20 protein-coding genes and 1 tRNA gene are annotated in these 22,210 nt (G+C 67.1%); 13 read left to right on the top strand and 8 right to left on the bottom strand.

Annotated elements, in window-relative coordinates:
* The first annotated feature begins 491 nt into the window (after window positions 1–491).
* From DYE23_RS17965 to DYE23_RS17980, 4 genes are all read left to right on the top strand, one after another.
* A complete protein-coding gene (locus DYE23_RS17965; RefSeq protein ID WP_115327816.1) occupies window positions 492–815 on the top strand; it encodes a hypothetical protein in 324 nt (107 codons plus the stop codon).
* Between the two features lie 207 nt (window positions 816–1,022).
* A protein-coding gene (locus DYE23_RS17970; protein WP_109536170.1) for an IS3 family transposase occupies window positions 1,023–2,251 on the top strand; the annotation gives its coding sequence in 2 pieces (ribosomal slippage) (window positions 1,023–1,335 and window positions 1,335–2,251; 1,230 coding nt in all).
* A gap of 254 nt (window positions 2,252–2,505) precedes the next feature.
* A complete protein-coding gene (locus tag DYE23_RS17975) occupies window positions 2,506–2,688 on the top strand; it encodes a helix-turn-helix domain-containing protein (protein WP_276051888.1) in 183 nt (60 codons plus the stop codon).
* A gap of 156 nt (window positions 2,689–2,844) precedes the next feature.
* Window positions 2,845–4,245, top strand: coding sequence for a site-specific integrase (locus tag DYE23_RS17980; RefSeq protein WP_235660452.1), 1,401 nt, complete (start codon window positions 2,845–2,847; stop codon window positions 4,243–4,245).
* 401 nt (window positions 4,246–4,646) lie between these two features.
* Here the strand turns inward: DYE23_RS17980 and DYE23_RS17985 are convergent.
* The 4 genes from DYE23_RS17985 to DYE23_RS18000 form a co-directional block, all read right to left on the bottom strand.
* Window positions 4,647–4,721 (bottom strand) — tRNA-Val (locus DYE23_RS17985).
* A 46-nt stretch (window positions 4,722–4,767) separates the two neighbouring features.
* A complete protein-coding gene (locus DYE23_RS17990) occupies window positions 4,768–5,229 on the bottom strand; it encodes a peroxiredoxin (RefSeq protein ID WP_115327819.1) in 462 nt (153 codons plus the stop codon).
* Window positions 5,229–5,657 carry a DUF3052 domain-containing protein gene (locus DYE23_RS17995; protein ID WP_115329018.1) on the bottom strand — a complete coding sequence of 143 codons (429 nt, stop codon included), beginning with the start codon at window positions 5,655–5,657 and terminating at the stop codon, window positions 5,229–5,231. The genes DYE23_RS17990 and DYE23_RS17995 overlap by 1 nt, the downstream gene beginning before the upstream one ends.
* A gap of 107 nt (window positions 5,658–5,764) precedes the next feature.
* A complete protein-coding gene (locus DYE23_RS18000; RefSeq protein WP_115327820.1) occupies window positions 5,765–6,343 on the bottom strand; it encodes an Rv2240c family protein in 579 nt (192 codons plus the stop codon).
* A 186-nt stretch (window positions 6,344–6,529) separates the two neighbouring features.
* Here DYE23_RS18000 and aceE point away from each other — a divergent pair, with 186 nt between their 5' ends.
* From aceE to DYE23_RS18035, 7 genes are all read left to right on the top strand, one after another.
* Entirely contained in the window at window positions 6,530–9,319 is a 2,790-nt protein-coding gene (gene aceE / locus DYE23_RS18005) for a pyruvate dehydrogenase (acetyl-transferring), homodimeric type (RefSeq protein ID WP_115327821.1), read from the top strand.
* A gap of 41 nt (window positions 9,320–9,360) precedes the next feature.
* Window positions 9,361–10,647 (top strand): PucR family transcriptional regulator, encoded by a 1,287-nt coding sequence (locus tag DYE23_RS18010; RefSeq protein WP_115327822.1) that lies wholly within the window; start codon window positions 9,361–9,363, stop codon window positions 10,645–10,647.
* A gap of 145 nt (window positions 10,648–10,792) precedes the next feature.
* Window positions 10,793–11,707, top strand: a complete 915-nt coding sequence (locus tag DYE23_RS18015; protein WP_013471404.1) for an ACP S-malonyltransferase — start codon at window positions 10,793–10,795, stop codon at window positions 11,705–11,707.
* A gap of 78 nt (window positions 11,708–11,785) precedes the next feature.
* On the top strand, window positions 11,786–12,085 hold the full coding sequence (acpM, locus tag DYE23_RS18020; RefSeq protein ID WP_011893658.1) for a meromycolate extension acyl carrier protein AcpM: 300 nt from the start codon (window positions 11,786–11,788) through the stop codon (window positions 12,083–12,085).
* A complete protein-coding gene (kasA, locus tag DYE23_RS18025; protein ID WP_011893657.1) occupies window positions 12,082–13,332 on the top strand; it encodes a 3-oxoacyl-ACP synthase KasA in 1,251 nt (416 codons plus the stop codon). Before acpM ends, kasA begins: the two co-directional genes overlap by 4 nt.
* A gap of 42 nt (window positions 13,333–13,374) precedes the next feature.
* The gene (gene kasB, locus DYE23_RS18030; RefSeq protein WP_013471403.1) at window positions 13,375–14,628 is read left to right on the top strand and encodes a 3-oxoacyl-ACP synthase KasB; all 1,254 of its coding nucleotides are present in this window, start codon (window positions 13,375–13,377) and stop codon (window positions 14,626–14,628) included.
* A gap of 21 nt (window positions 14,629–14,649) precedes the next feature.
* Entirely contained in the window at window positions 14,650–16,086 is a 1,437-nt protein-coding gene (locus DYE23_RS18035; RefSeq protein ID WP_011893655.1) for an acyl-CoA carboxylase subunit beta, read from the top strand.
* Between the two features lie 39 nt (window positions 16,087–16,125).
* Here DYE23_RS18035 and DYE23_RS18040 read toward each other — a convergent pair whose 3' ends face one another.
* Together DYE23_RS18040 and DYE23_RS18045 are read right to left on the bottom strand one after the other, a co-directional pair.
* Complete coding sequence (locus DYE23_RS18040; protein WP_115327823.1) at window positions 16,126–17,685, bottom strand: glycerol-3-phosphate dehydrogenase/oxidase; 1,560 nt, start codon at window positions 17,683–17,685, stop codon at window positions 16,126–16,128.
* On the bottom strand, window positions 17,682–18,257 hold the full coding sequence (locus tag DYE23_RS18045) for a TetR/AcrR family transcriptional regulator (RefSeq protein ID WP_115327824.1): 576 nt from the start codon (window positions 18,255–18,257) through the stop codon (window positions 17,682–17,684). Before DYE23_RS18045 ends, DYE23_RS18040 begins: the two co-directional genes overlap by 4 nt.
* A gap of 20 nt (window positions 18,258–18,277) precedes the next feature.
* Between DYE23_RS18045 and DYE23_RS18050 the strand changes: the two genes are divergently transcribed.
* On the top strand, window positions 18,278–19,858 hold the full coding sequence (locus DYE23_RS18050) for an FAD-binding oxidoreductase (RefSeq protein WP_041788519.1): 1,581 nt from the start codon (window positions 18,278–18,280) through the stop codon (window positions 19,856–19,858).
* A complete protein-coding gene (locus DYE23_RS18055) occupies window positions 19,855–20,745 on the top strand; it encodes a diacylglycerol kinase (RefSeq protein WP_011893651.1) in 891 nt (296 codons plus the stop codon). Before DYE23_RS18050 ends, DYE23_RS18055 begins: the two co-directional genes overlap by 4 nt.
* Here DYE23_RS18055 and DYE23_RS18060 read toward each other — a convergent pair.
* Window positions 20,742–21,254: a DUF3145 domain-containing protein gene (locus DYE23_RS18060; RefSeq protein ID WP_041800658.1), complete on the bottom strand. Its 513-nt coding sequence runs from the start codon at window positions 21,252–21,254 to the stop codon at window positions 20,742–20,744. The genes DYE23_RS18055 and DYE23_RS18060 overlap by 4 nt on opposite strands.
* Window positions 21,255–21,384: 130 nt before the next feature.
* Complete coding sequence (locus DYE23_RS18065) at window positions 21,385–22,209, bottom strand: serine hydrolase domain-containing protein (RefSeq protein ID WP_011893649.1); 825 nt, start codon at window positions 22,207–22,209, stop codon at window positions 21,385–21,387.
* Window position 22,210 lies beyond the last annotated feature (1 nt).

A 22,210-nucleotide genomic window follows, 5' to 3' on the forward strand; every position in this document is an offset into this window, starting at 1 on the left:
TCTACGCGCCACCCGCACGAAAAGAGCGCATGCTCGGTAACGGCTTGCGCGCCGACCAGTGTCAGCGGGTACGCCTAGGGAAAGTCTTGTCGTCGAGCGCGAGCGGGCTCCTCCGTTCGGCGCTGCGCGGGTGCAATCCCCACTGACGCGCTTCCCACGTTGATCGATCTGCGTCAATACGTCATTGTGGGCCGAGTTGACAGCGCTTCGGCTTGCGCGGCGTCAAGGCCCATCTTCGGGATGCTCACGGGGTAACGGTAGGCAGTAGAAGCGACAGGCCATCACCGACACGCTAGAGAACTCATACCTCTCGTATGAGTTATCGCGAGTAACGTTTGTGCCGTGGCCCCCTCAGCGCCGAACAGCTCAGTACAAGCGGGGGGATGTTCGGTCAGCTCGCTCAGCGGGTTCCGGGATTACCAATGAGTCGACGACGATGGTGCCGAACAATTCCCCGGACGGGACGTGTATGCGCGTGCAGTTCAGAATCGATGCCACTCAGCGTCAATCAGCAGATCCTCGACGCTGTCAGCACTGTTTACTCAACGGAGCTCGGCCTACCCGAGGATTGGACCGACCATCAACGGGCAGATTTCATCGCCGCAGAGGCAGACAAGATCACGTGGATGGTACGCGCGGAAGCCAACACCATTGGCGACCGGCTTATCGCTGAACTGGGTCGTCGATCCGGAGGAACGATCCTCGGGCTTGAGGTGCGTACCGAGTTGATGGCCGCGGCTCGTGTCCAGGCATTCGATAGCGTCCTTAGCACAGAGCTCTACGAGCTGATAGCTGACGACACCCGCGATCTTTGATTCAGGCGGCTTGACTGACTGCCAATCCGAGCGTCAGTCAAGCCAGATTTCGCCGGTCGACGACGACAAGCGGGGACATGTGAAGAATTTGCCCCGGTGGGCAATCCAATATGGCTCAGCTGGTGGACCTCATTCGGGACTTGACCCCGTGTGTTGGACACGCTCAATCCCAGGAATGTGCTGGGGGAAGCGAGATGATCCAACCCGATGGCAAGGAAAAATTACCCCGATGAGTTCAAGCGTGACGCGGTCGCGCTCTACCGGGACACCGAGGGCGCGACGATCGCCCAGATCGCTGCCGAGCTCGGTGTCAGCGAGGCCACGCTCTCGGCGTGGTGCAAGTCGGCCGGGGTGCCGATTCGGCACCGCCGCGGTGTCGTAGTGGCCGAGCCTGTGCCAGGGGCCGAGAGCCCTGAGCAGGAGCTGGCCCGCCTCCGCAGTGAGGTCAAGGCGTTACGCGCCACCGAGGCGCGGTTGTCCACCGAGCGTGACATCTTGCGGTCGGCGGCCAAATATTTCGCCGGGGAGACGAACTGGTGAGCCGCTTTCAGTTTGTCGCCGACCACCTGCACGCCTTCGAGGTGAAGTGGCTCTGCGCAGTCGTCGAGGTTGCGCGTTCGTCGTTCTACGCGTGGTTGGCCGGTGCTGACGGACGAGCGGCCCGTCGGGCTGCTGACGAGGCGCTGGCCGAGCGTATCCGCGCCGTCCACGACGAGGACAACACCTACGGGGCGCCGCGGATCACCGCCGAGCTCAACGACGGTGCGCCCGAGGGGCAGCGGGTCAACCACAAGCGGGTGGCTCGGGTGATGCGCGGCGCCGGGATCGCCGGTTATCGACGCCGACGTCGGGTCAAGACGACCGTGGCGGACCCGGCGAACCAGAAGGTCCCCGACCTGCTCAAACGGGATTTCACCGCCGCGCAGGTCAACACCCGTTACGTCGGCGACATCACCTACTTGCCATTGGCGACCGGCGCCAACCTGTACCTGGCCACCGTGATCGACTGCTGTTCACGGCGGGTCGCCGGGTGGGCGATCGCCGATCACATGCGCACCGAACTGGTCATCGATGCGCTCAAAGCCGCTGCTGCACTGCGGGGTTCACTGGCTGGTGCAATATTCCATGCAGATCATGGAAGTCAGTACACCTCACGGGATTTCGCGAATCTCTGCCGCGATCTGGGGGTCGTCCAGTCGATGGGTGCGGTGGGGTCAAGTGCCGATAACGCGTTGGCCGAATCGTTCAACGCCGCCCTCAAGCGCGAGATTCTGCAAGACCGTAACTGCTGGCCGGACGCGGCGATCTGCCGCCGTGAGGTCTTTCGGTGGCTGGCCCGCTACAACACCACACGACGGCACTCCTACTGCCGTCATTCCAGCCCCGCGACCTACGAAAGGAACCTGACACCGGCTACGCTGCCCGAAGCCGCATAACCACAAATCCCGTGTCCACTACATGGGGGCAAGGCCCTTCCACCCGAAGTCATACGTTCGCGTTATGCAATACCACGCCCAGGACCGTGCGCCGAGTAGCGACCCGGTGACCTGTGGCCAAGTCGCACCTTCAGTGATCCTCCTAATGGCACTGCGCCAATTGTCCACAAACTCTGCCATTGCACCACTGATTGAGCAGTACGTGGTGAACCTACCTGAGCTTCGACAACCTTCGGATCGAGGAGGTGAAACAATTGAGCAATAACATTTTTGACGGCCTGCCGCTCTTACTGGCAGTTCCTCGAGCCGCTGCGATTCTGGGCATCAGCCGCGCGGCAGCGTACCGGCTCGCTGCCGCGGGTGAACTGCCGGTGCGCCGACTTGGCGGCCGCGTATACGTGGTCACCGCAGAGCTAGAACAGTTGATTGCGTCGTAAGCGGTCGCGCCCTGAATACAGTGTTCGCGACCGGTCCATTACGCCTAGACTCATCGTTAGCTGAGGCGGATGCACTTCGTCGTGTCTACCTGTCACATATGTGAGGCAACGTGGGATGGAAACACTGGGCACCGACGTGTCTCGGCAGGAGGGCAGATGACGAACACTGACGAGGCGGGCGCCAAGCGGCCCCGTCGCGCTGAGCCAATCAGCAAACATATCGCACGAAACGGCGCGGTCAGCTACAGGTTCCAAGTCGACGTCGGCATCCGCCCCGACGGCACCCGCGACAGGCAGCGGTTCACCTTTCCCACGCTCGCGGAAGCGCGCCGCGAATACCGGAGAATCACCACCGAGGTTGCAGCGGGGGCATTCGTCAGACGCGATTCCACGACTGTCGCGGAGTACCTGAGCCGGTGGCTCGACAGCAGACGCGACGTGCGCCCCAACACCCTCACTGGATACCGGCATTCCTTGAAGCCCGTCATCGAGGCGCTTGGCGGCATCGGTCTCCAGCACGTGCGCACCGCTGACATCGACGCCCTGGTGACTGTGCGGTTGAGCGGCACACCGATCAGACAGCGCGATAAGAGAGGCCGTCGCGCAGCTGAAGTGCTCATTTTCTTAAGGGAACGAGCCGAAGGGGCGCAGTACAACGAGATTTTGGCCGCCCTCGGCGAACCGGGTATCAAGTCCCTCGATCGGCTAGTCGCCTCGGGTGGCGTGGTGCGGATAGGCCGTGGGCGCTACGTCGCCGTCGAACCACGCGACCCACAGCGCCCCCGGGTTCCCGGCAGCGTTAGTCCGCGGACTGTGGTCACCATGCTCGTCGTGCTCTCGTCCGCACTTGATGACGCGATGCGAGAAGGTCTGGTGTCGCGGAATGTGGCGCGTATGGTTAAGCGCCCAACGGTCGAACATCATGAGATGCGAAGCTGGACCCCTGAACAGGCCAGCCAGTTTCGGCATCACGTGCGCGACGACCGTCTGAATGCCTGCTGGTTGTTGACTCTCGCCGGACTTCGCCGCTCGGAAATACTCGGGCTGAGATGGTCTGACGTCGATTTCGATGCCGGCACCGTGTCCGTCGCTCAGGGTCGTGTGGTGGTCGAAGGCAGGGGGACAGTCACCGGCGATCCGAAGTCCAAGCGCTCGCGCCGGGCGCTCCCGATGCCAGTCGACGTCCTCACGGCGCTTCGGACCTTCCGGCTTCGCCAAGCCCAAGAACGCCTCGCAATTGGATCGCAGTATCCCGACACCGGACTCGTTGCCGTCAACGCAGCCGGCTCCCCTATCCGGCCGGAAACATACTCATCCCAGTTCGCTCAGCACGCGAAAGACGCTGGCGTGCCTTTCATTCGACTGCACGATGTGCGACACACCGCCGCCACTATGCTGCTCGACAGCGGCACCACACCGTCTGCGACGGCGAAGTGGCTTGGCCATGATCCGGCGATCACGCTGCGGGTGTATGGGCACGTTTATGACGATGCTCTCGCCGCGGCGGGTGATGCCCTGATGGGGCGGTCGCGCATTACCGGAGAACAGAAACGTTAATCTCCCGTGGTCGGGTGGTGGCCCGCGCTACGCGCCAGCGTTAACGCGCGCCTCAACGGCAGTTGATCAGTCGGCGGCGGCGTTCTGCGATGCGCTCAGGATTCAGGTCCGCGTCACGCTCGGCGGCGGCTTCTTCCCAGGCGCGACGCATTTCAGCGTCGCGGCACTCCACGGTGTTCGCCCTCACTCACCCCTCCCGGAAGACGCGACCGCCCCCACTTCGGGGGGCATCTCCCACCGAGTCGCTGCGCCCAAGTAGCCGGCGCCATGCGCTAAGCGTTGGGACGAGCCACCACCTCGTTGGCTCACTCGTTCGATATCTCTTGGCACACTCTTGGCACACCGGGGGTTCTGAAATTGGCTCAAATTCATGACTTTAGGCCTTTGAGCTGCAATAACTTTGGTGGGCGCGGACGGTATCGAACCGCCGACCGCTGGTGTGTAAAACCAGAGCTCTACCACTGAGCTACGCGCCCGATCCCGGGCAGGCTACACGGATTCGCCGCGCAACTGGAAATCGGTTCAGCCTCTGAGCGCCGCCAGCGCCCGCGTCCACGCCGCCTGGTCGCGGGCCTCCCCCGGTTCGTTGCACTCGGCGAACCGGATGAGTCCGGAGCGGTCGACGACGAAGGTGCCACGGTTGGAGAAGCCGGACGCGTCGTTGAAGACGCCGTAGGCCTGGCTGACCGCGCCGTGCGGCCAGAAGTCCGACAGCACGGGAAACGAATACCCCCGCTCCTTCGCCCACACCTTGTGGACGGGTGACGGACCCACCGACACCGTCAGGGTCGCGGTCTCGTCGTTGACGAAATCCGCGATGTGGTCGCGGATCTCGTCGAGTTCGCGCTGACAGATGCCGGTGAACGCCAGCGGGAAGAACACCAGCACGACGTCTTTGGCGCCACGGAAATCCGTGAGCGACACCGCTTGCTTGTTCTGGTCCTTCAGCGTGAAGTCCGGCGCAGTCGAGCCGACGGAGAGCACTACCGCTGCTTCGTGACGGCCTTGGCCTTCGGCTGCACCAGACGACTCGCGATCCAGTCACCGAGATTCGCCGACGACGTCTGCATCAGCCCCGCCGTCGGCGCGGACTCCGCGATCTCGGCGGGCTGCACGTGGCCTGGCTTGCCGGTCTTCGGGGTGACGACCCAGATGACTCCGTCTTCGGCAAGAGGGGTGATGGCGTCCATCAACGTGTCGACGAGGTCACCGTCGCCGTCGCGCCACCAGAGCAGCACAACATCGACGACCTCGTCGGCATCTTCGTCGAGCAGGTCACCGCCGCTCTCGTCCTCGATGTCGGCCCGGATGTCGTCGTCGGTGTCCTCGTCCCAGCCCAACTCCTGCACAACCTGATCTTTTTGGATGCCCAGCTTGCGGGCGTAGTTCGGGGGGTCACCCGCCGACACCACGGTCAGTCCTCCTTCAGCCGACTCGGCGCGCGTGTGCGCCAGGTACATGTTCTTCAGCCCCTATCGTCGCATGCCGGGGGCCGACAGCAAGCCATCTAGCGGCAGGTTCATCGATATGCCGCATCGCAGCGGTCCAGCGCGGTGGTCTTCGCGCGGTTGAGCACCTCGATCGCGGCGTTGAAAGCGTCGATGCCGTAGTTGCCGGCGATGGCCGTCGCCACCCCGCGCGCCGCGTCCACCCATCCGTTGAGCGCGTCGCGTAACTCCGAGGTCAGAGGGTCGGAGAGGCTTCCCGCAACGAGATCGGCGCTGTGATTGAGGGCGTCCACAGCCGGACCCGCGGTGCGTTCGACGTCGGCGGGGCTGTTGTTCATCGCGTCCACGTAGTTGTTCACCGAGCCGACCGCCTCGGCGCTGCTGGAACTCATCGCCTCGCACGACGTCCGCACCGCCTCCACCGTCAGCGACGCCTGACGTTCGGCCTCCCTGGCGCTGGAACTCGCGGCGGCCTCCTCACTCGACGCCGTGACCGAGGCCCGGTACAGCGGCGCCTCTCCGTCGGCCACCGCCGCGTCTCCGTCGGTGACGTTCGTACACCCGACGACGACCATCGCCAGAACCGCGGATGCGCCGGTCACGAGGCCCGCGAGCCGCACCCGGGGGGCGGTCAGCCAGCCGTTGCGCACAGCCTGCAGAGGTTACCGGGCACCTGCCGTTTCCGAGCGGCGTTCACACCGGTTGCGCGCTCCGCCCCACCCGCTGGTGCGGATGCGGCAGGATGAGAGAAGGATGGAACAGCGCATGCCGACGGCAACGTCACCAACGGGACCCGACGTGTGCGTGCTTGTTCACCGCCTAACAAGGAGCGGAAATTGACCACCGAGTTCGTGCGCCAAGACCTGGCCCAAAACTCCAGCAGCACAGGCGAACCCGACCGTGTTCGGGTCATCAGGGAAGGGGTTGCGTCCTATCTGCCCGACATCGACCCCGAAGAGACCGGCGAATGGCTGGAGTCGTTCGACGATCTGCTGGAACGCTCGGGCCCGGCCCGTGCCCGGTACCTGATGCTGCGGCTACTCGAACGCGCCGGCGAGCAGCGGGTCGCCATCCCGGCGCTGACCTCCACCGACTACGTGAACACGATCCCGACGGAGCTGGAGCCGTGGTTCCCCGGCGACGAGGACGTCGAACGCCGTTACCGCGCCTGGATCCGCTGGAACGCCGCGATCATGGTGCACCGCGCACAGCGTCCGGGAGTCGGTGTCGGTGGCCATATTTCGACCTACGCATCCTCGGCGGCCCTCTACGAGGTCGGGTTCAACCACTTCTTCCGCGGCAAGTCGCACCCCGGCGGCGGTGACCAGGTGTTCATCCAGGGACACGCCTCCCCCGGCATCTACGCACGCGCATTCCTCGAGGGCCGGCTGACCACCGATCAGCTCGACGGCTTCCGCCAGGAGCACAGCCACGCCGGCGGCGGTCTGCCGTCCTACCCGCACCCGCGGCTGATGCCCGATTTCTGGGAGTTCCCCACGGTGTCGATGGGGCTGGGCCCGATGAACGCCATCTACCAGGCCCGGTTCAACCACTATCTGCACGACCGCGACATCAAGGACACCTCCAAGCAGCACGTGTGGGCGTTCCTCGGCGACGGCGAGATGGACGAACCGGAGAGCCGCGGCCTGATCCAGGTGGCGGCCAACGAAGGGCTCGACAACCTCACGTTCGTCGTCAACTGCAACCTGCAGCGCCTCGACGGCCCGGTGCGCGGCAACGGCAAGATCATCCAGGAGCTGGAATCGTTCTTCCGCGGCGCAGGCTGGAACGTCATCAAGGTGGTGTGGGGCCGCGAGTGGGACGCGCTGCTGCACGCCGACCGCGACGGCGCGCTGGTCAACCTGATGAACACCACCCCCGACGGGGATTACCAGACCTACAAGGCCAACGACGGCAGTTACGTGCGCGACCACTTCTTCGGCCGCGACCCCCGCACCAAGGCGCTGGTGGAGCCGATGACCGACGCCGAGATCTGGAATCTCAAGCGCGGCGGCCACGACTACCGCAAGGTCTACGCGGCCTATCACGCCGCGATGGAGCACAAGGGTCAGCCGACCGTCATCCTGGCCAAGACCATCAAGGGCTACACGCTCGGCAAGCACTTCGAAGGTCGCAACGCCACTCACCAGATGAAAAAGCTTGCGCTGCAAGACCTCAAGGACTTCCGCGACGTCCAGCGCATCCCGGTCTCAGACGCCGAGCTCGAGGAGAACCCGTACCTGCCGCCGTATTACCACCCGGGGGCGGAAGCTCCCGAGATCCGGTACATGCTCGACCGCAGGCGTGCTCTCGGCGGGTTCCTGCCGGAGCGCCGCACCAAGACCAAATCACTGAAGCTGCCGGGCCGCGACACCTACAAGGCGCTCAAGAAGGGGTCGGGCAAGCAGGAGGTCGCCACCACGATGGCGACCGTGCGCACCTTCAAGGAACTGCTGCGCGACAAGAACATCGGATGGCGCTTCGTGCCGATCATCCCCGACGAGGCCCGCACGTTCGGCATGGACTCGTGGTTCCCGTCGCTGAAGATCTACAACCGCAACGGTCAGCTCTACACGGCCGTCGATGCGGAGTTGATGCTGGCCTACAAGGAGTCCGAGGTCGGCCAGATTCTTCACGAGGGCATCAACGAGGCGGGTTCGACGGCATCGTTCACCGCGGTGGGCACGTCGTATGCCACGCACAACGAACCGATGATCCCGATCTACATCTTCTATTCGATGTTCGGGTTCCAGCGCACCGGCGACGGCCTCTGGGCCGCGGCCGACCAGATGGCCCGCGGTTTCATCCTGGGCGCCACGGCCGGGCGCACCACCCTGGTCGGCGAGGGGCTGCAGCACGCCGACGGTCATTCACTGCTGCTGGCGGCGACGAATCCGGCGGTGGTGTCCTATGACCCCGCGTTCGCGTTCGAGATCGCCTACATCATCGAGAGCGGCCTGCAGCGGATGTACGGGGACAACCCCGAGAACGTCTACTTCTACATGACGATCTACAACGAGCCCTACGTGCAGCCGGCCGAGCCCGAAGGCATCGATGTCGAGGGACTGCTCCGCGGCATGTACCGCTACCAGGCGGCGCCGCAGAAGAAGTCGAACTCGGCCCAGATCCTCGTCTCCGGTGTCTCGATGCCGTCGGCGCTCAAGGCCGCCGAGATGCTCGCCGAGGAGTGGGACGTCTCCGCCGACGTCTGGTCGGTGACCAGCTGGGGCGAACTCAATCGCGAGGGCGTGGCCATCGAGAAGGAGCGGCTGCGGCACCCGGACCGCGAGGTGGCGACGCCGTATGTCACCGAGGCGCTCGCCGGCGCCGAAGGTCCGGTCGTCGCGGTGTCGGACTGGATGCGCGCCGTGCCGGAGCAGATCCGGCCCTGGGTGCCGGGCACCTACGTGACGCTGGGTACCGACGGTTTCGGCTTCAGCGACACCCGCCCCGCCGCGCGTCGCTACTACAACACCGATGCCGAGTCGATCGTGGTGGCGGTGCTGGAAGGTCTGGCCCGCGACGGCAACATCGACATCTCCGCGGCGGTCGACGCGGCGCGCCGGTACGAGATCGACGATGTGATGGCGGCGCCTGAGCAGACCTCAGATCCGGGCGTGGCCTGACGCTTGGAGGTTTCCCCCAAAACCTGGCGTAGGTTTTAGGGATGCCCGACAACAATCGGTTCGTGCCGCCGAACTCGACGGTCGAGGTGCTGGGGAGCGTCCCCGACTCGACCCTGCGCCGGCTCAAGCAGTACTCGGGCCGGCTCGCCACCGAAGCGGTGCACGCGATGGAGGAACGGCTGCCGTTCTTCGCCGACATGGAGGCCTCACAGCGCGCCAGCGTCCAGCTGGTGGTGCAGACGGCCGTCGTCAACTTCGTCGAGTGGATGCGCGACCCGCAGAGCGACGTGAGCTACACCGCCCAGGCGTTCGAGGTGGTTCCCCAGGATCTGCGCCGGCGCATCGCGTTGCGGCAGTCCGTCGAGATGGTCCGCACCACCATGGAGTACTTCGAAGAGGTGGTCCCGCTGCTGGCCCGTTCGGAGGAGCAGCTGACCGCCCTGACCGCGGGCATCCTGCGGTACAGCCGCGACCTGGCGTTCGCGGCCGCCAGCGCCTACGCCGATCAGGCCGAGGCCCGGGGTGCCTGGGACACCCGGATCGAGTCGAACCTCGTCGATGCGGTGGTCCGCGGCGACATCGGACCGGACCTGCAGTCGCAGGCCGCGGCCCTGAACTGGGACGCGACCGCGCCCGCGACGGTCATCGTCGGCACGCCTCGGCCCGATCGCACCGAGTTCGTCGTCGACGACGTCCACGACGTCGTGAAACGGCACGGCCGGGCCGCACTGTCCGATGTGCACGGCACCTGGCTGGTCGCGATCGTGTCCGGGAACCTGTCGCCGACCGACAGGTTCCTCGCTGAGCTGATGAGCGTCTTCGCCGACGGTCCGGTGGTGATCGGGCCGACGGCGGCGACGCTGGGCGGAGCCCACCGCAGCGCCACCGAGGCCGTCGCGGGGATGAACTCGGTCGCTGGATGGCCGGGCGCGCCCCGTCCGGTGGCCGCTCGCGAGCTGTTACCGGAACGCGCGCTTCTCGGTGACGTCACCGCGGCGACGGCGCTGGAGGCCGAGGTGATGAGGCCGCTCGCGGACGCCGGGCCCGCGCTGATGGACACGCTCGACGCGTACCTCGACTCGGGCGGGGCCATAGAGGCTTGCGCACGCAAATTGTTCATTCATCCAAATACCGTTCGCTACCGCCTCAAGCGAATCACCGATTTCACCGGTCGCGATCCGACGGTTCCGCGCGACGCGTACGTGCTCCGGGTGGCCTCGTCGCTGGGCCGGCTCACACGTCAGGCGTCTCAGTCACCGCCGTTGAGCGCCCGATCCGGGCCGCGTGGCGGTGTTGCCTCGGTCACAAACCCGGGGAGTTCTCCATGATCACATGTTGCGGCGAGATCTCGATGGAGTCGCATCACATGCGGATTTGTGCACTACCTACAAAAACATAAGACGAGGTTCATAATCTCTTACACCCCGCAAAACCGTCTTCACAATGTTTCCTTAAGAAGTGCCTCAGACGACTGTGCTTGCGTTCCTCGCGCCCGGACAGGGCTCGCAGACGCCCGGCATGCTCACCGAATGGTTGGAGCTGCCCGGCGCCGCCGAGCGCATCGCGTCCTGGTCGGAGATCAGCGGCCTCGATCTGGCCCGACTCGGCACCACCGCGACCGCCGAGGAGATCACCGACACCGCGGTGACCCAGCCGCTCGTGGTGGCCGCGACGCTGCTCGCCTATGAAGAGCTGAACAAGCGCGACGTGCTGACCGGTGACGAGAAGATCATCGCCGCGGGCCATTCGGTCGGTGAGATCGCCGCCTACGCGATCGCCGGTGTCATCTCCGCCGACGACGCCGTCTCGCTCGCTGCGACCCGCGGCAAGGAGATGGCCAAGGCGTGTGCGCTGGAGCCCACCGGCATGTCGGCCCTGCTCGGCGGGGACGAGGCCGAGGTGCTCGCCCGCCTGGAAGCGCTCGACCTCGTGCCGGCCAACCGCAACGCCGCCGGGCAGATCGTCGCCGCCGGCGCCGTCGCCGCGCTGGAGAAGCTCGCCGAGGATCCGCCGGCGCGGGCCCGGGTCCGCCCGCTGGCCACGGCCGGCGCGTTCCACACCCGCTACATGGCTCCCGCGCTCGACGAGTACACCCGGGTCGCGGACCGGATCGATCCGCAGGAACCCGCCGTCACACTGCTGTCGAACTCCGACGGCCGTCCCGTCTCGAGCGGGGCTGACGCCCTGGCCAAGCTCGTGGCCCAGATGACCCGGCCGGTGCGCTGGGATCTGTGCACCGCCGCCATGAAGGATCTCGGCGTCACCGCCCTTGTCGAGTTCCCGCCCGCGGGAACCCTGACCGGCATCGCCAAACGTGAACTTCGGGGGACGCCGACGCACGCCGTCAAGTCTCCCGCGGACCTGGACGGGCTCCGAGGGGCCTGGTAAGTACTCCGACCCTCATCCAGGGCTTTACCCAGCACGATCACATCCAGTTGAAGTAACCAAGAAATAGAAGGAGCCACAGTGGGCGCCACTCAGGAAGAAATCATCTCGGGTCTCGCGGAGATCATCGAAGAGGTCACCGGCATCGAGCCCTCCGAGGTCACCCCGGAGAAGTCCTTCGTCGACGACCTGGACATCGACTCGCTGTCGATGGTCGAGATCGCCGTGCAGACCGAGGACAAGTACGGCGTGAAGATCCCCGACGAGGATCTCGCCGGTCTGCGCACCGTCGGTGACGTCGTCGCCTACATCCAGAAGCTCGAAGAAGAGAACCCCGAGGCCGCTGCTGCCATCCGCGCACAGATCACGGGCGACAAGTGACCAGACCTTCCACTGCTAACGGCGGTTTTCCTAACGTCGTCGTGACCGCCGTCACGGCGACCACCTCGATTGCACCGGATATCGAGAGCACGTGGAAGGGTCTGCTTGCGGGCGAGAGCGGCATCCGAATCCTCGAAGACGAGTTCGTCGAGAAGTGGGATCTCGCTGTCAAGATCGGTGGGCACCTCAAGGAGCCGCTCGATCCCCTGATGAGCCGTCTGGAAATGCGACGCATGTCGTACGTCCAGCGGATGTCGAAGTACCTCGGTAACCAGTTGTGGGACAGCATCGGGCGTCCGGAGGTCGATCCCGACCGTTTCTCGGTCGTGATCGGCACCGGCCTCGGTGGCGGCGAGAAGATCGTCGAGACCTATGACGCGATGAACGAGGGCGGCCCCCGCAAGGTGTCGCCGCTGGCCGTTCAGATGATCATGCCCAACGGTGCGGCAGCGGTCGTCGGTCTGGAACTGGGCGCCCGCGCCGGGGTCATCACCCCGGTGTCGGCGTGTTCGTCGGGCTCTGAGGGCATCGCCCACGCCTGGCGCCAGATCGTCATGGGCGACGCCGACATCGCCGTCTGCGGCGGCGTCGAAGGCGGTATCGAGGCGCTGCCGATCGCGGCGTTCTCGATGATGCGCGCGATGTCGACCCGCAACGAGGATCCGGAAGGCGCGTCGCGGCCGTTCGACAAGAACCGCGACGGCTTCGTCTTCGGTGAGGCCGGCGCGCTCATGGTCATCGAGACCGAGGAGCACGCTCTGGCGCGTGGCGCCAAGCCGCTGGCCAGGCTGCTCGGCGCGGGCATCACCTCGGATGCGTTCCACATGGTGGCGCCGGCGTCCGACGGCCAGCGTGCCGGTTCCGCGATGAAGCGGGCCATGGAGACGGCCGGGCTGTCCCCCAAGGACATCGATCACGTCAACGCACACGCCACGTCGACCTCCATCGGTGACGTCGCCGAGGCCAACGCCATCCGGGTCGCCGGAGTGGAGCACGCCGCGGTGTACGCGCCGAAGTCGGCGCTGGGTCACTCCATCGGCGCCGTCGGTGCGCTGGAGTCGATCCTGACCGTGCTGGCGCTGCGTGACGGCGTCATCCCGCCGACGCTGAACTACGAGACGCCCGACCCCGAGATCGATCTCGATGTCGTTGCGGGTGAGCCTCGGTACGGCGACTACAAGTACGCGATCAACAATTCCTTCGGCTTCGGTGGTCACAATGTGGCCCTGGCCTTCGGTCGCTACTAGATCCGTCGCCCCCGGGCCCAGAGAAAGGACGCGCGGCTGAGTATGGCTTCGCCGACAACAGGCAACGGACTGCCCGATGTCGTGGTCACCGGAATCGCGATGACCACGGCTCTGGCGACGGACGCCGAGCAGACCTGGACGTCCCTGCTGGACGGCCGGAGCGGCATCCGCAGGCTCGACGACCCGTTCGTCGAGCAGTTCGATCTTCCTGTGCGGATCGGCGGCCATCTCCTCGAGGAGTTCGACGCTCAACTGACCAAGGTTGAGAACCGCCGCATGTCCTACATCCAGAAGATGGCCACGGTGCTGGGCCGGCGTGTCTGGGAGAACGCCGGCGCACCCGAGGTCGACACCGAACGTCTGCTGGTCTCGATCGGCACCGGTCTCGGTGGCGCCGAGGCCCTGGTGTTCGCCTACGACGGACTGCGGGAGCGGGGCCTGCGCTCGGTGTCCCCGCTGTCGGTCCAGATGTACATGCCCAACGGCCCGTCCGCGGTCGTCGGGCTGGAGCGGCACGCCAAAGCCGGTGTGGTGACACCGGTTTCGGCGTGCGCATCGGGCTCCGAGGGCATCGCCCAGGCGTGGCGCAACATCGTGATGGGCGAGGCCGACATCGCGATCTGCGGAGGCGTGGAGCAACGCATCGAAGCGGTGCCGATCGCCGCGTTCGCCCAGATGCGCATCGTGATGTCGACCAACAACGACGACCCGGCGGGCGCGTGCCGCCCGTTCGACAGGGACCGCGACGGTTTCGTTTTCGGCGAGGCCGGCGCCCTGCTGGTGATCGAGACCGAGGAGCACGCCAAGGCGCGCGGCGCCACACCGCTGGCCCGGTTGATGGGCGCCAGCATCACCTCCGACGGCTTCCACATGGTGGCGCCCGACCCCGACGGCGAGCGCGCCGGCTACGCGATGACGCGTGCCATCGAGCTCGCGGGCCTCACCCCGACCGACATCGATCACGTCAACGCACACGCGACGGGCACGAGCGTCGGTGACGTGGCCGAAGGGCGGGCGATCAACAGGGCGCTGGGCGGGCACCGACCCGCGGTGTACGCCCCGAAGTCGGCCCTGGGTCACTCGGTGGGCGCCGTCGGCGCCGTCGAGTCGATCCTGACGGTGCAGGCGCTGCGCGACGGCGTCGTCCCACCCACCCTGAACCTGAAGAACCAGGACCCCGAGATCGACCTCGACGTCGTCGCAGGCTCGCCTCGGCCGGGAAATTACAACTACGCCCTGAACAACTCGTTCGGATTCGGCGGGCACAACGTGGCACTCGCCTTCGGCAAGTACTGAGCACGCAGAGCAGGAGACATCATGACGACCATCGAGAACCCGCCGGCCCCCGGTGCAGTGAACGAATCCCTCGATCCCCGCGATCCCCTACTGCGTCTGGCGACCTTCTTCGACGACGGCAGCGTCGAACTGCTCCATGAGCGCGACAAGTCCGGCGTCCTCGCCGGCGCGGGCACCGTCAACGGTGTGCGCACCATCGCGTTCTGCACCGACGGCACCGTCATGGGCGGCGCGATGGGTGTCGAGGGCTGCAAGCACATCGTCGACGCCTACGACGTCGCGATCGACGAGCAGAGCCCGATCGTCGGTATCTGGCACTCCGGTGGTGCGCGTCTGGCCGAGGGCGTCAAGGCGCTGCACGCGGTCGGCCTGGTCTTCGAGGCCATGATCCGCGCGTCCGGCTACATCCCGCAGATCTCGGTGGTCGTCGGATTCGCCGCCGGCGGCGCCGCGTACGGCCCGGCACTGACCGACGTCATCGTGATGGCCCCCGACAGCAAGGTCTTCGTCACCGGGCCCGACGTCGTGCGCAGCGTGACCGGCGAAGACGTCGACATGGTGTCCCTCGGCGGCCCCGAAGCCCACCACAAGAAGTCCGGCGTGTGCCACATCGTGGCCGACGACGAGCTCGACGCCTACGAGCGCGGTCGTCGCCTGGTCGGATTGTTCTGCCAGCAGGGTCATTTCGACCGCACCAAGGCCGAAGCCGGCGACACCGACCTCAAGGCGCTGCTGCCCGAGTCGGCGCGACGCGCCTACGACGTGCATCCGCTGGTGGAGGCTTTGTTGGACGAGGGTGTCCCGTTCGAGGAGTTCCAGAGTCGCTGGGCGCCGTCGATCGTCGTCGGTCTCGGTCGGCTGGCCGGTCGCACGGTCGGCGTGATCGCCAACAACCCGCTGCGGCTGGGCGGCTGCCTGAACTCCGAAAGCGCCGAGAAGTCAGCACGTTTCGTGCGGTTGTGCGACGCGTTCGGCATCCCGCTGGTCGTCATCGTCGACGTGCCCGGCTACCTCCCGGGCGTGGACCAGGAGTGGGGCGGCGTGGTTCGTCGCGGCGCCAAGCTGCTGCACGCGTTCGGTGAGTCGTCGGTTCCGCGGGTCACGCTGGTGACCCGCAAGATCTACGGCGGCGCCTATATCGCGATGAATTCGCGGTCGCTCAACGCCACCAAGGTGTTCGCGTGGCCCGAGGCCGAGGTCGCCGTGATGGGCGCCAAGGCGGCGGTCGGCATCCTGCACAAGAAGAAGCTCGCCGCGGTCGAGGATCCGGCCGAGCGCGAGGCGCTGCACGAGGAGCTGGCGGTCGAGCACGAGCGGATCGCGGGCGGTGTCGATTCGGCGATCGAGATCGGTGTGGTCGACGAGAAGATCGACCCGTCGCACACGCGCTCGAGGCTGACCCAGGCACTCGCGGAGGCGCCGATGCGCCGCGGCCGTCACAAGAACATCCCGCTGTAACCACTCACTCACCCGCCGAAATTGCATTCCAGCAGGCTTCTACTCGGAAAACCCCTGCTGGAATGCAATTTCGGCGAGGATCTCGTCGGCAACTGACTCCGCACGGACGCGGTCGCGCGCAACCAAGCCGATCCGGGTGCGCCGGTCGAGGATGTCGTCGACGGTCAACGCACCCTCATGGGTGACGGCGTACTCGAATTCGGCCCGGACGACGTCGATTCCTTCTGCCACCGGATCGGTCGGCCGCGCGCAGGACGCTCGCGCGATCACGTTCGGCGCCTCGGCCCCGAAGCGTGCGACCAGTGACCCCGGAAGTTCGACCGGGGACCGCAGCGTCGCAACGGGATTCGACGGCGCGCCGACCAACGGCAGGTTCCGGGTCCGGCAGACGCCCGCGGTCAGGCCGCGCAGCTCGACAGCCCGATCGACGACGTCCTCGGCCATGTAGCGGTATTCGGTGAGCTTGCCGCCGATCACGCTGATCACACCCGACGGCGACTCGGTGACCGCGTGCTCCCGCGACACGTCGGCGGTCCGGCCGGTGCCGGTATCGATCAGCGGCCTCAGCCCGGCATAGGACCCGACGACGTCCTCGTGACGCAGCGCGGTGTCCAGGGCGGTGTTGACGGTGTCGAGCAGGAACGTGACCTCGGCGGGAGTGGGCTCCGGGACGTCGGGGATCGGACCGGGCGCATCCTCGTCGGTCAGGCCCAGATAGACGCGGCCGAGCTGCTCGGGCATCGCGAACACGAACCGGTTGATCTCCCCGGGTATCGGAACCGTCAGCGCCGCAGTCGGATTACCGAGTGCCGCCGCGTCGAACACCAGATGGGTGCCGCGGCTGGGCCGCAATGTCAGAGACTCGTCGATCTCCCCCGCCCACACCCCGGTCGCGTTGACGACGGCGCGGGCGGCGATCGTGATCGTCTCGCCGGTCAGCGTGTCGGTCAGGGAGACCGCCGTGCGTGACGCGTCCGAGGCCGCGACGCGGGTCAGGATGCGCGCGCCGTGCTGGGCGGCCGTGCGCGCCACCGCAGTGACGAGTCGCGCGTCGTCGATCAGCTGGCCGTCGTAGGCGAGCAGCCCTCCGTCGAGGCCGTCGCGCCGCACGGTCGGCGCCAGCGCGACCGCCCGCTGTGCGTCGACGCGCCGGGACCGGGGAAGGACCGACGCGGGCGTCCCGGCGAGCTTGCGCAGACCGTCGCCCGCGGCGAACCCGAAGCGCACCAGCGCCCGCGACGGGGCGCCCATCGACGGTAGCAGCGGCACCAGTTGCGGCATCGCATGGACGAGATGCGGTGCGTTGCGGGTCATCAGTATCCCGCGCTCGAGCGCGCTGCGCCGGGCGATGCCGACGTTGCCGGTGGCCAGGTAGCGCAGCCCGCCGTGGACCAGCTTGGAACTCCACCGGCTGGTCCCGAACGCCAGATCGTGCTTCTCGACCAGCACCACGGCCAGGCCCCGCGACGCCGCGTCCAGCGCGATACCCGCCCCCGTGATGCCGCCGCCGATCACGACGACGTCGACGGGCGCCCCGTCACCGAGCTGGGTCAGGTCGACCGTGCGCCGGGCGGCATTCAAAGATGTTGAGCCACTCATGGTTTCAGGTATCCGTTCAGGGAGTGGGCCAGCTCGGCGTTGAGCGCGTCGCGGTCGAGGAACTTCTCGACCATCTGTGCCGACTGAATGGTGGACTGTGCGATCAACAGGCACATCGCGCCCATCTGGTGCGGGTCGCCGGCCCGGACACTTCGGTGGGCCTGACCTTGCACGATCGCGGCGGCCAGCGTGTCGATCAGCAACTGCTGGCTCGTGCCGAGGCGTTCGGTGATGTACACCATCGCCAGTGTCGGGGCATTGAAGATCACCGACATCACGATTTCGTCGCGCCGCAGATGCTCGGCGATCCTGACCACGCGGTCGACGAGCTCTTCCCGGCCGGGACCCGCCGCGGGGACCGCCGCGAGGACATCGGAGATCCGGACGGTGAGCACCTCGGCGATCACCCATCGGATGTCGGGCCAGCGGCGGTAGATGGTGGGCCGGCTGACCCCGGCCCGCCGCGCGATCTCGGTCACCGTCGTCCGTTCGACGCCGTAGACGCGGATGCACTCCGCGGCCGCGTCGAGGATGCGCTGCTCGACCGGTTCGGAGTTACGGATTGACATCATCTGTAATACTGTAACGCATGATGCAGTGGAACGCCTGGGGCGACCCCGATGCCGCCAAACCGCTCTCGCCCGGGATCCGGTCGCTGCTCCACCAGGCCCTGGGGATCGACGGCACCCCGCTCGACGAGCCGACCCTCGATCAGGTCCGGTTGCGCCCGTCCGCCCTGTCCCCCGGCGACCGCGACGGACTGAGCGCGATCATCGGCGCCGAGCACGTCACGGTCGACGACCGGGCCCGATTGCTGCGTGCCGGCGGCAAATCCACCCTGGACCTGTTGCGGCGCAGGGACTTCGGCGTCCAGGATGCGCCGGACGCGGTCCTGCTCCCGGGTGGCGAGGACGAGATCGCCGAGGTGCTGCGCTATTGCGCGCACCGCAGCATCGCCGTCGTCCCGTTCGGCGGTGGCACCAGCGTGGTCGGCGGGGTGGACCCGCTGCGTGGAGACTTCAAGGCCGTCGTCTCGCTGGATCTGCGTCGGCTCGACGAACTGCACTCCCTCGACGACGTGTCGTGGGAGGCGGAACTGGGCGCGGGCCTGACCGGACCGGAGGCCGAGCGGCTGCTCGGCGAACGCGGCTTCTCGCTGGGGCACTATCCGCAGAGCTTCCTGTTCGCGACGATCGGCGGCTTCGCCGCCACCCGGTCCTCCGGCCAGGACTCGGCCGGCTACGGCCGCTTCAACGACATGGTCCGGGGCCTGCGGGCCGTGACGCCGGCGGGTGTCCTCGACCTGGGCAGGGCACCGGAGTCGGCCGCCGGACCGGATCTGCGCCAATTGCTGATCGGCTCGGAAGGCGCCTTCGGCATCATCACGCGCGTGCGGGTGCGGGTACACCCGGTGCCCGAGGTCACCCGCTATGAAGCCTGGTCGTTCCCCGATTTCGCGACCGGAGCCGACGCTCTGCGCGCCGTCGTCCAGACGGGCACCGGCCCCACCGTGATCCGGCTGTCGGACGAGGCCGAGACCGGTGTCAATCTCGCCACGACCGAGAACATCGGCGAACAGAAGATCACCGGCGGCTGCCTGGCGATCACCGCGTTCGAGGGCACCGAGGCGCACGTCGCCAGCCGGCACGCCGAGACACGAGACCTGTTGGCCGCCAAGGGCGGAACATCACTCGGCGAAGCCCCGGCGAAGGCCTGGGAGCACGGGCGGTTCAACGCCCCGTATCTGCGTGATGCACTGCTGTCGGCGGGCGCGCTGTGCGAGACGCTGGAGACCGCGACCAACTGGTCCAACGTCGCGGCCCTCAAAGCCGCCGTCACCGAGGCGCTGACCCGCTCTCTGGAGGATTCCGGGACACCGGCCCTGGTGTTGTGCCACATTTCGCACGTGTACCCGACCGGCGCCTCGCTGTACTTCACCGTCGTCGCCGCACAGCGTGGCAATCCGATCGAGCAGTGGCGCAAGGCCAAGGCCGCGGCGTCGGACGCGATGGTGCGCACCGGGGCGACCATCACCCACCACCACGCGGTGGGCGCCGACCACCGCCCGTGGATGACCGACGAGGTCGGTGGCCTCGGCGTCAGCGTGCTCAGGGCCGTCAAGTCCGTACTCGACCCGGCCGGAATCCTGAACCCGGGCAAGCTGATTCCGTGACACGAGTCACGGTCCTGACGAATCCGGCGTCCGGGCACGGCAGCGCGTCGCACGCCGCCGAACGGGCGATCACCCGGCTGCACCGGCGCGGTGTCGACGTCGTCGCCATCGCGGGACGCGACGCCGTCCACGCCCGTCAGCTCGTCGAGGGCGCGCTGGAACGCGACATGGACGCGCTCGTCGTGGTCGGCGGTGACGGCATCATCTCGTTGGCGCTGCAGGTGCTGGCACAGACGGACATACCGCTGGGCGTGATCCCGGCGGGCACCGGAAACGACCACGCCCGCGAGTTCGGGATCCCCACCGGGGATCCCGAGGCCGCCGCCGACGTCGTCGTCGACGGTGTCTCCGACCACGTGGATCTGGGCCGTATCTCGGGGGCCGACGGCACCGTGCGGTGGTTCGGCACCGTGATGGCCGCCGGCTTCGATTCCCTGGTCACCGACCGGACCAACCGGATGCGGTGGCCGCACGGACGGATGCGCTACAACCTCGCGATGGTCGCCGAGATCTCGAAGCTGCGGCTGCTGCCGTTCCGGTTGTCGTTCGACGGCGACGAGATCAGCACGCAGCTCACGCTGGCCGCGTTCGGCAACACCCGCAGCTACGGCGGCGGCATGAAGATCTGCCCGGGCGCCGACCCGCGGGACGGCCTGCTCGACGTGACGATGGTCGCCTCGGCGTCACGGACACGGCTGATCCGGCTCTTTCCGACGGTGTTCAAGGGCACGCATGTGAATCTCGACGAGGTGTCCACCCGGCGGGCACGCACCATCACCGTCGACTCTCCCGGCATCAACTCCTACGCCGACGGCGAGTACGTCTGCCCGCTTCCGGTCGAGGTGTCGGCGGTGCCGAAGGCCCTGAAGATCCTCCGCCCTGCCTAGCCCACGCCCCTGCTCAGCCAGCTGACCTCGGCGCCCGCGCCGCCGTCGCGGTAGGCCTCCAGCGCCTCGTCCCACGGGGTGCCCAGCACCGAGTCGAGTTCGGCCGCCAGCATGTCGGCACCCGACTCCATCAGCGCGCGCAGACGCATCTCACCGACCATCACGTCGCCGTTGGCGCTCATCGCGCCGCTCCAGAGCCCGAGTTGAGGGGTGTGGCACCAGCGGTGGCCGTCCACTCCGCTGCTGGGGTCCTCGGTCACCTCGAAGCGCAGCACGGACCAGGAGCGCAGCGCGTTCGCCAGCTGGGCGCCGGTGCCCACGGGCCCGACCCAGTTGGTGACGGCGCGCAGTTGTCCGGGCATGGCCGGTTGCGGAGTCCACTTCAGGTTCGCCCTCGCATTGAGGGTCGACGACAACGCCCACTCGACATGCGGGCACACCGCCGCGGGCGAAGCGTGGATGTACACCACGCCCGTCGTCGCGTCGGCGAATTGGTTCGCTGCACGCATCTCCTGCTCCTTCGGTTCCACGAGGGACGTCTTCCCCAACGACCTGGTGGTAACGAAAAGCACGGTGAGCGCGTTTATCGATGAAATTGTGGCTTGCGGGTCTATTGTGCCTCGTGAGGCGCGTGTTGCGCTAGTCCGCCCCGAACTCTCTTAGGACTTCATCAGACAGGGCCGGCATCACCGCATGCGCCCAGTCACCGAATGTGCGGTCGGTCAGCACGATGAGCGCCACCGACGCCCCGGGATCGACCCACAGAAACGTCCCCGACTGGCCGAAATGGCCGAACGTCCCCGGCGAGTTGCCGCCCCCGGTCCAGTGCGGCGATTTGCCGTCCCGGATCTCGAAGCCCAGCCCCCAGTCATTGGGACGTTGCACACCGAAGCCCGGCAGCACCCCGTCGAGCCCCGGGAACTGCACACTGATCGCGTCGTCGTGCATCTGCTGCGACACCAGCGCCGGCGTCAGCAGGTCGCCGGCGAAGGCGACCAGATCCTCGACCGTGGACGTCACGCCGTAGCCGGCGGCCTCGGCCCCGCCATCGAGGTCGGTGTCGCCCAGGTTCAGCGGCGCGAACACCGACTCGGCAAGGTAGTCGGGGAACGGGATCAACGACTCCGACTCGATCGTCTCGGCCAGCACGGTGAACCCGTAGTTGGAGTAGACCCGCCGCGTCCCGGGCCGGGCGATCACCTTCGAGGAGGTCATCTCGTAGCCGGCGGTGTGGGCGAGCAGATGCCGCACCGTCGACCCGGTCGGACCCGCAGCCGAGTCGAGTTCGACCGCGCCCTCCTCGACGGCGATCTGCGCCGCGCGGGCGACGAGCAGCTTGGTCACCGAGGCGAGCGGGAACCGGTGCCGGGTGTCACCGTGATCGGCCAGCACGCCCTTGCCGCCGACCACCGCGGCAGCGACGTTGGGGACCGGCCAGTCGCTCAGGACGTCGAGTGCGCTCATC

This window comes from Mycolicibacterium gilvum (assembly GCF_900454025.1).
Lineage (GTDB): Bacteria > Actinomycetota > Actinomycetes > Mycobacteriales > Mycobacteriaceae > Mycobacterium > Mycobacterium gilvum.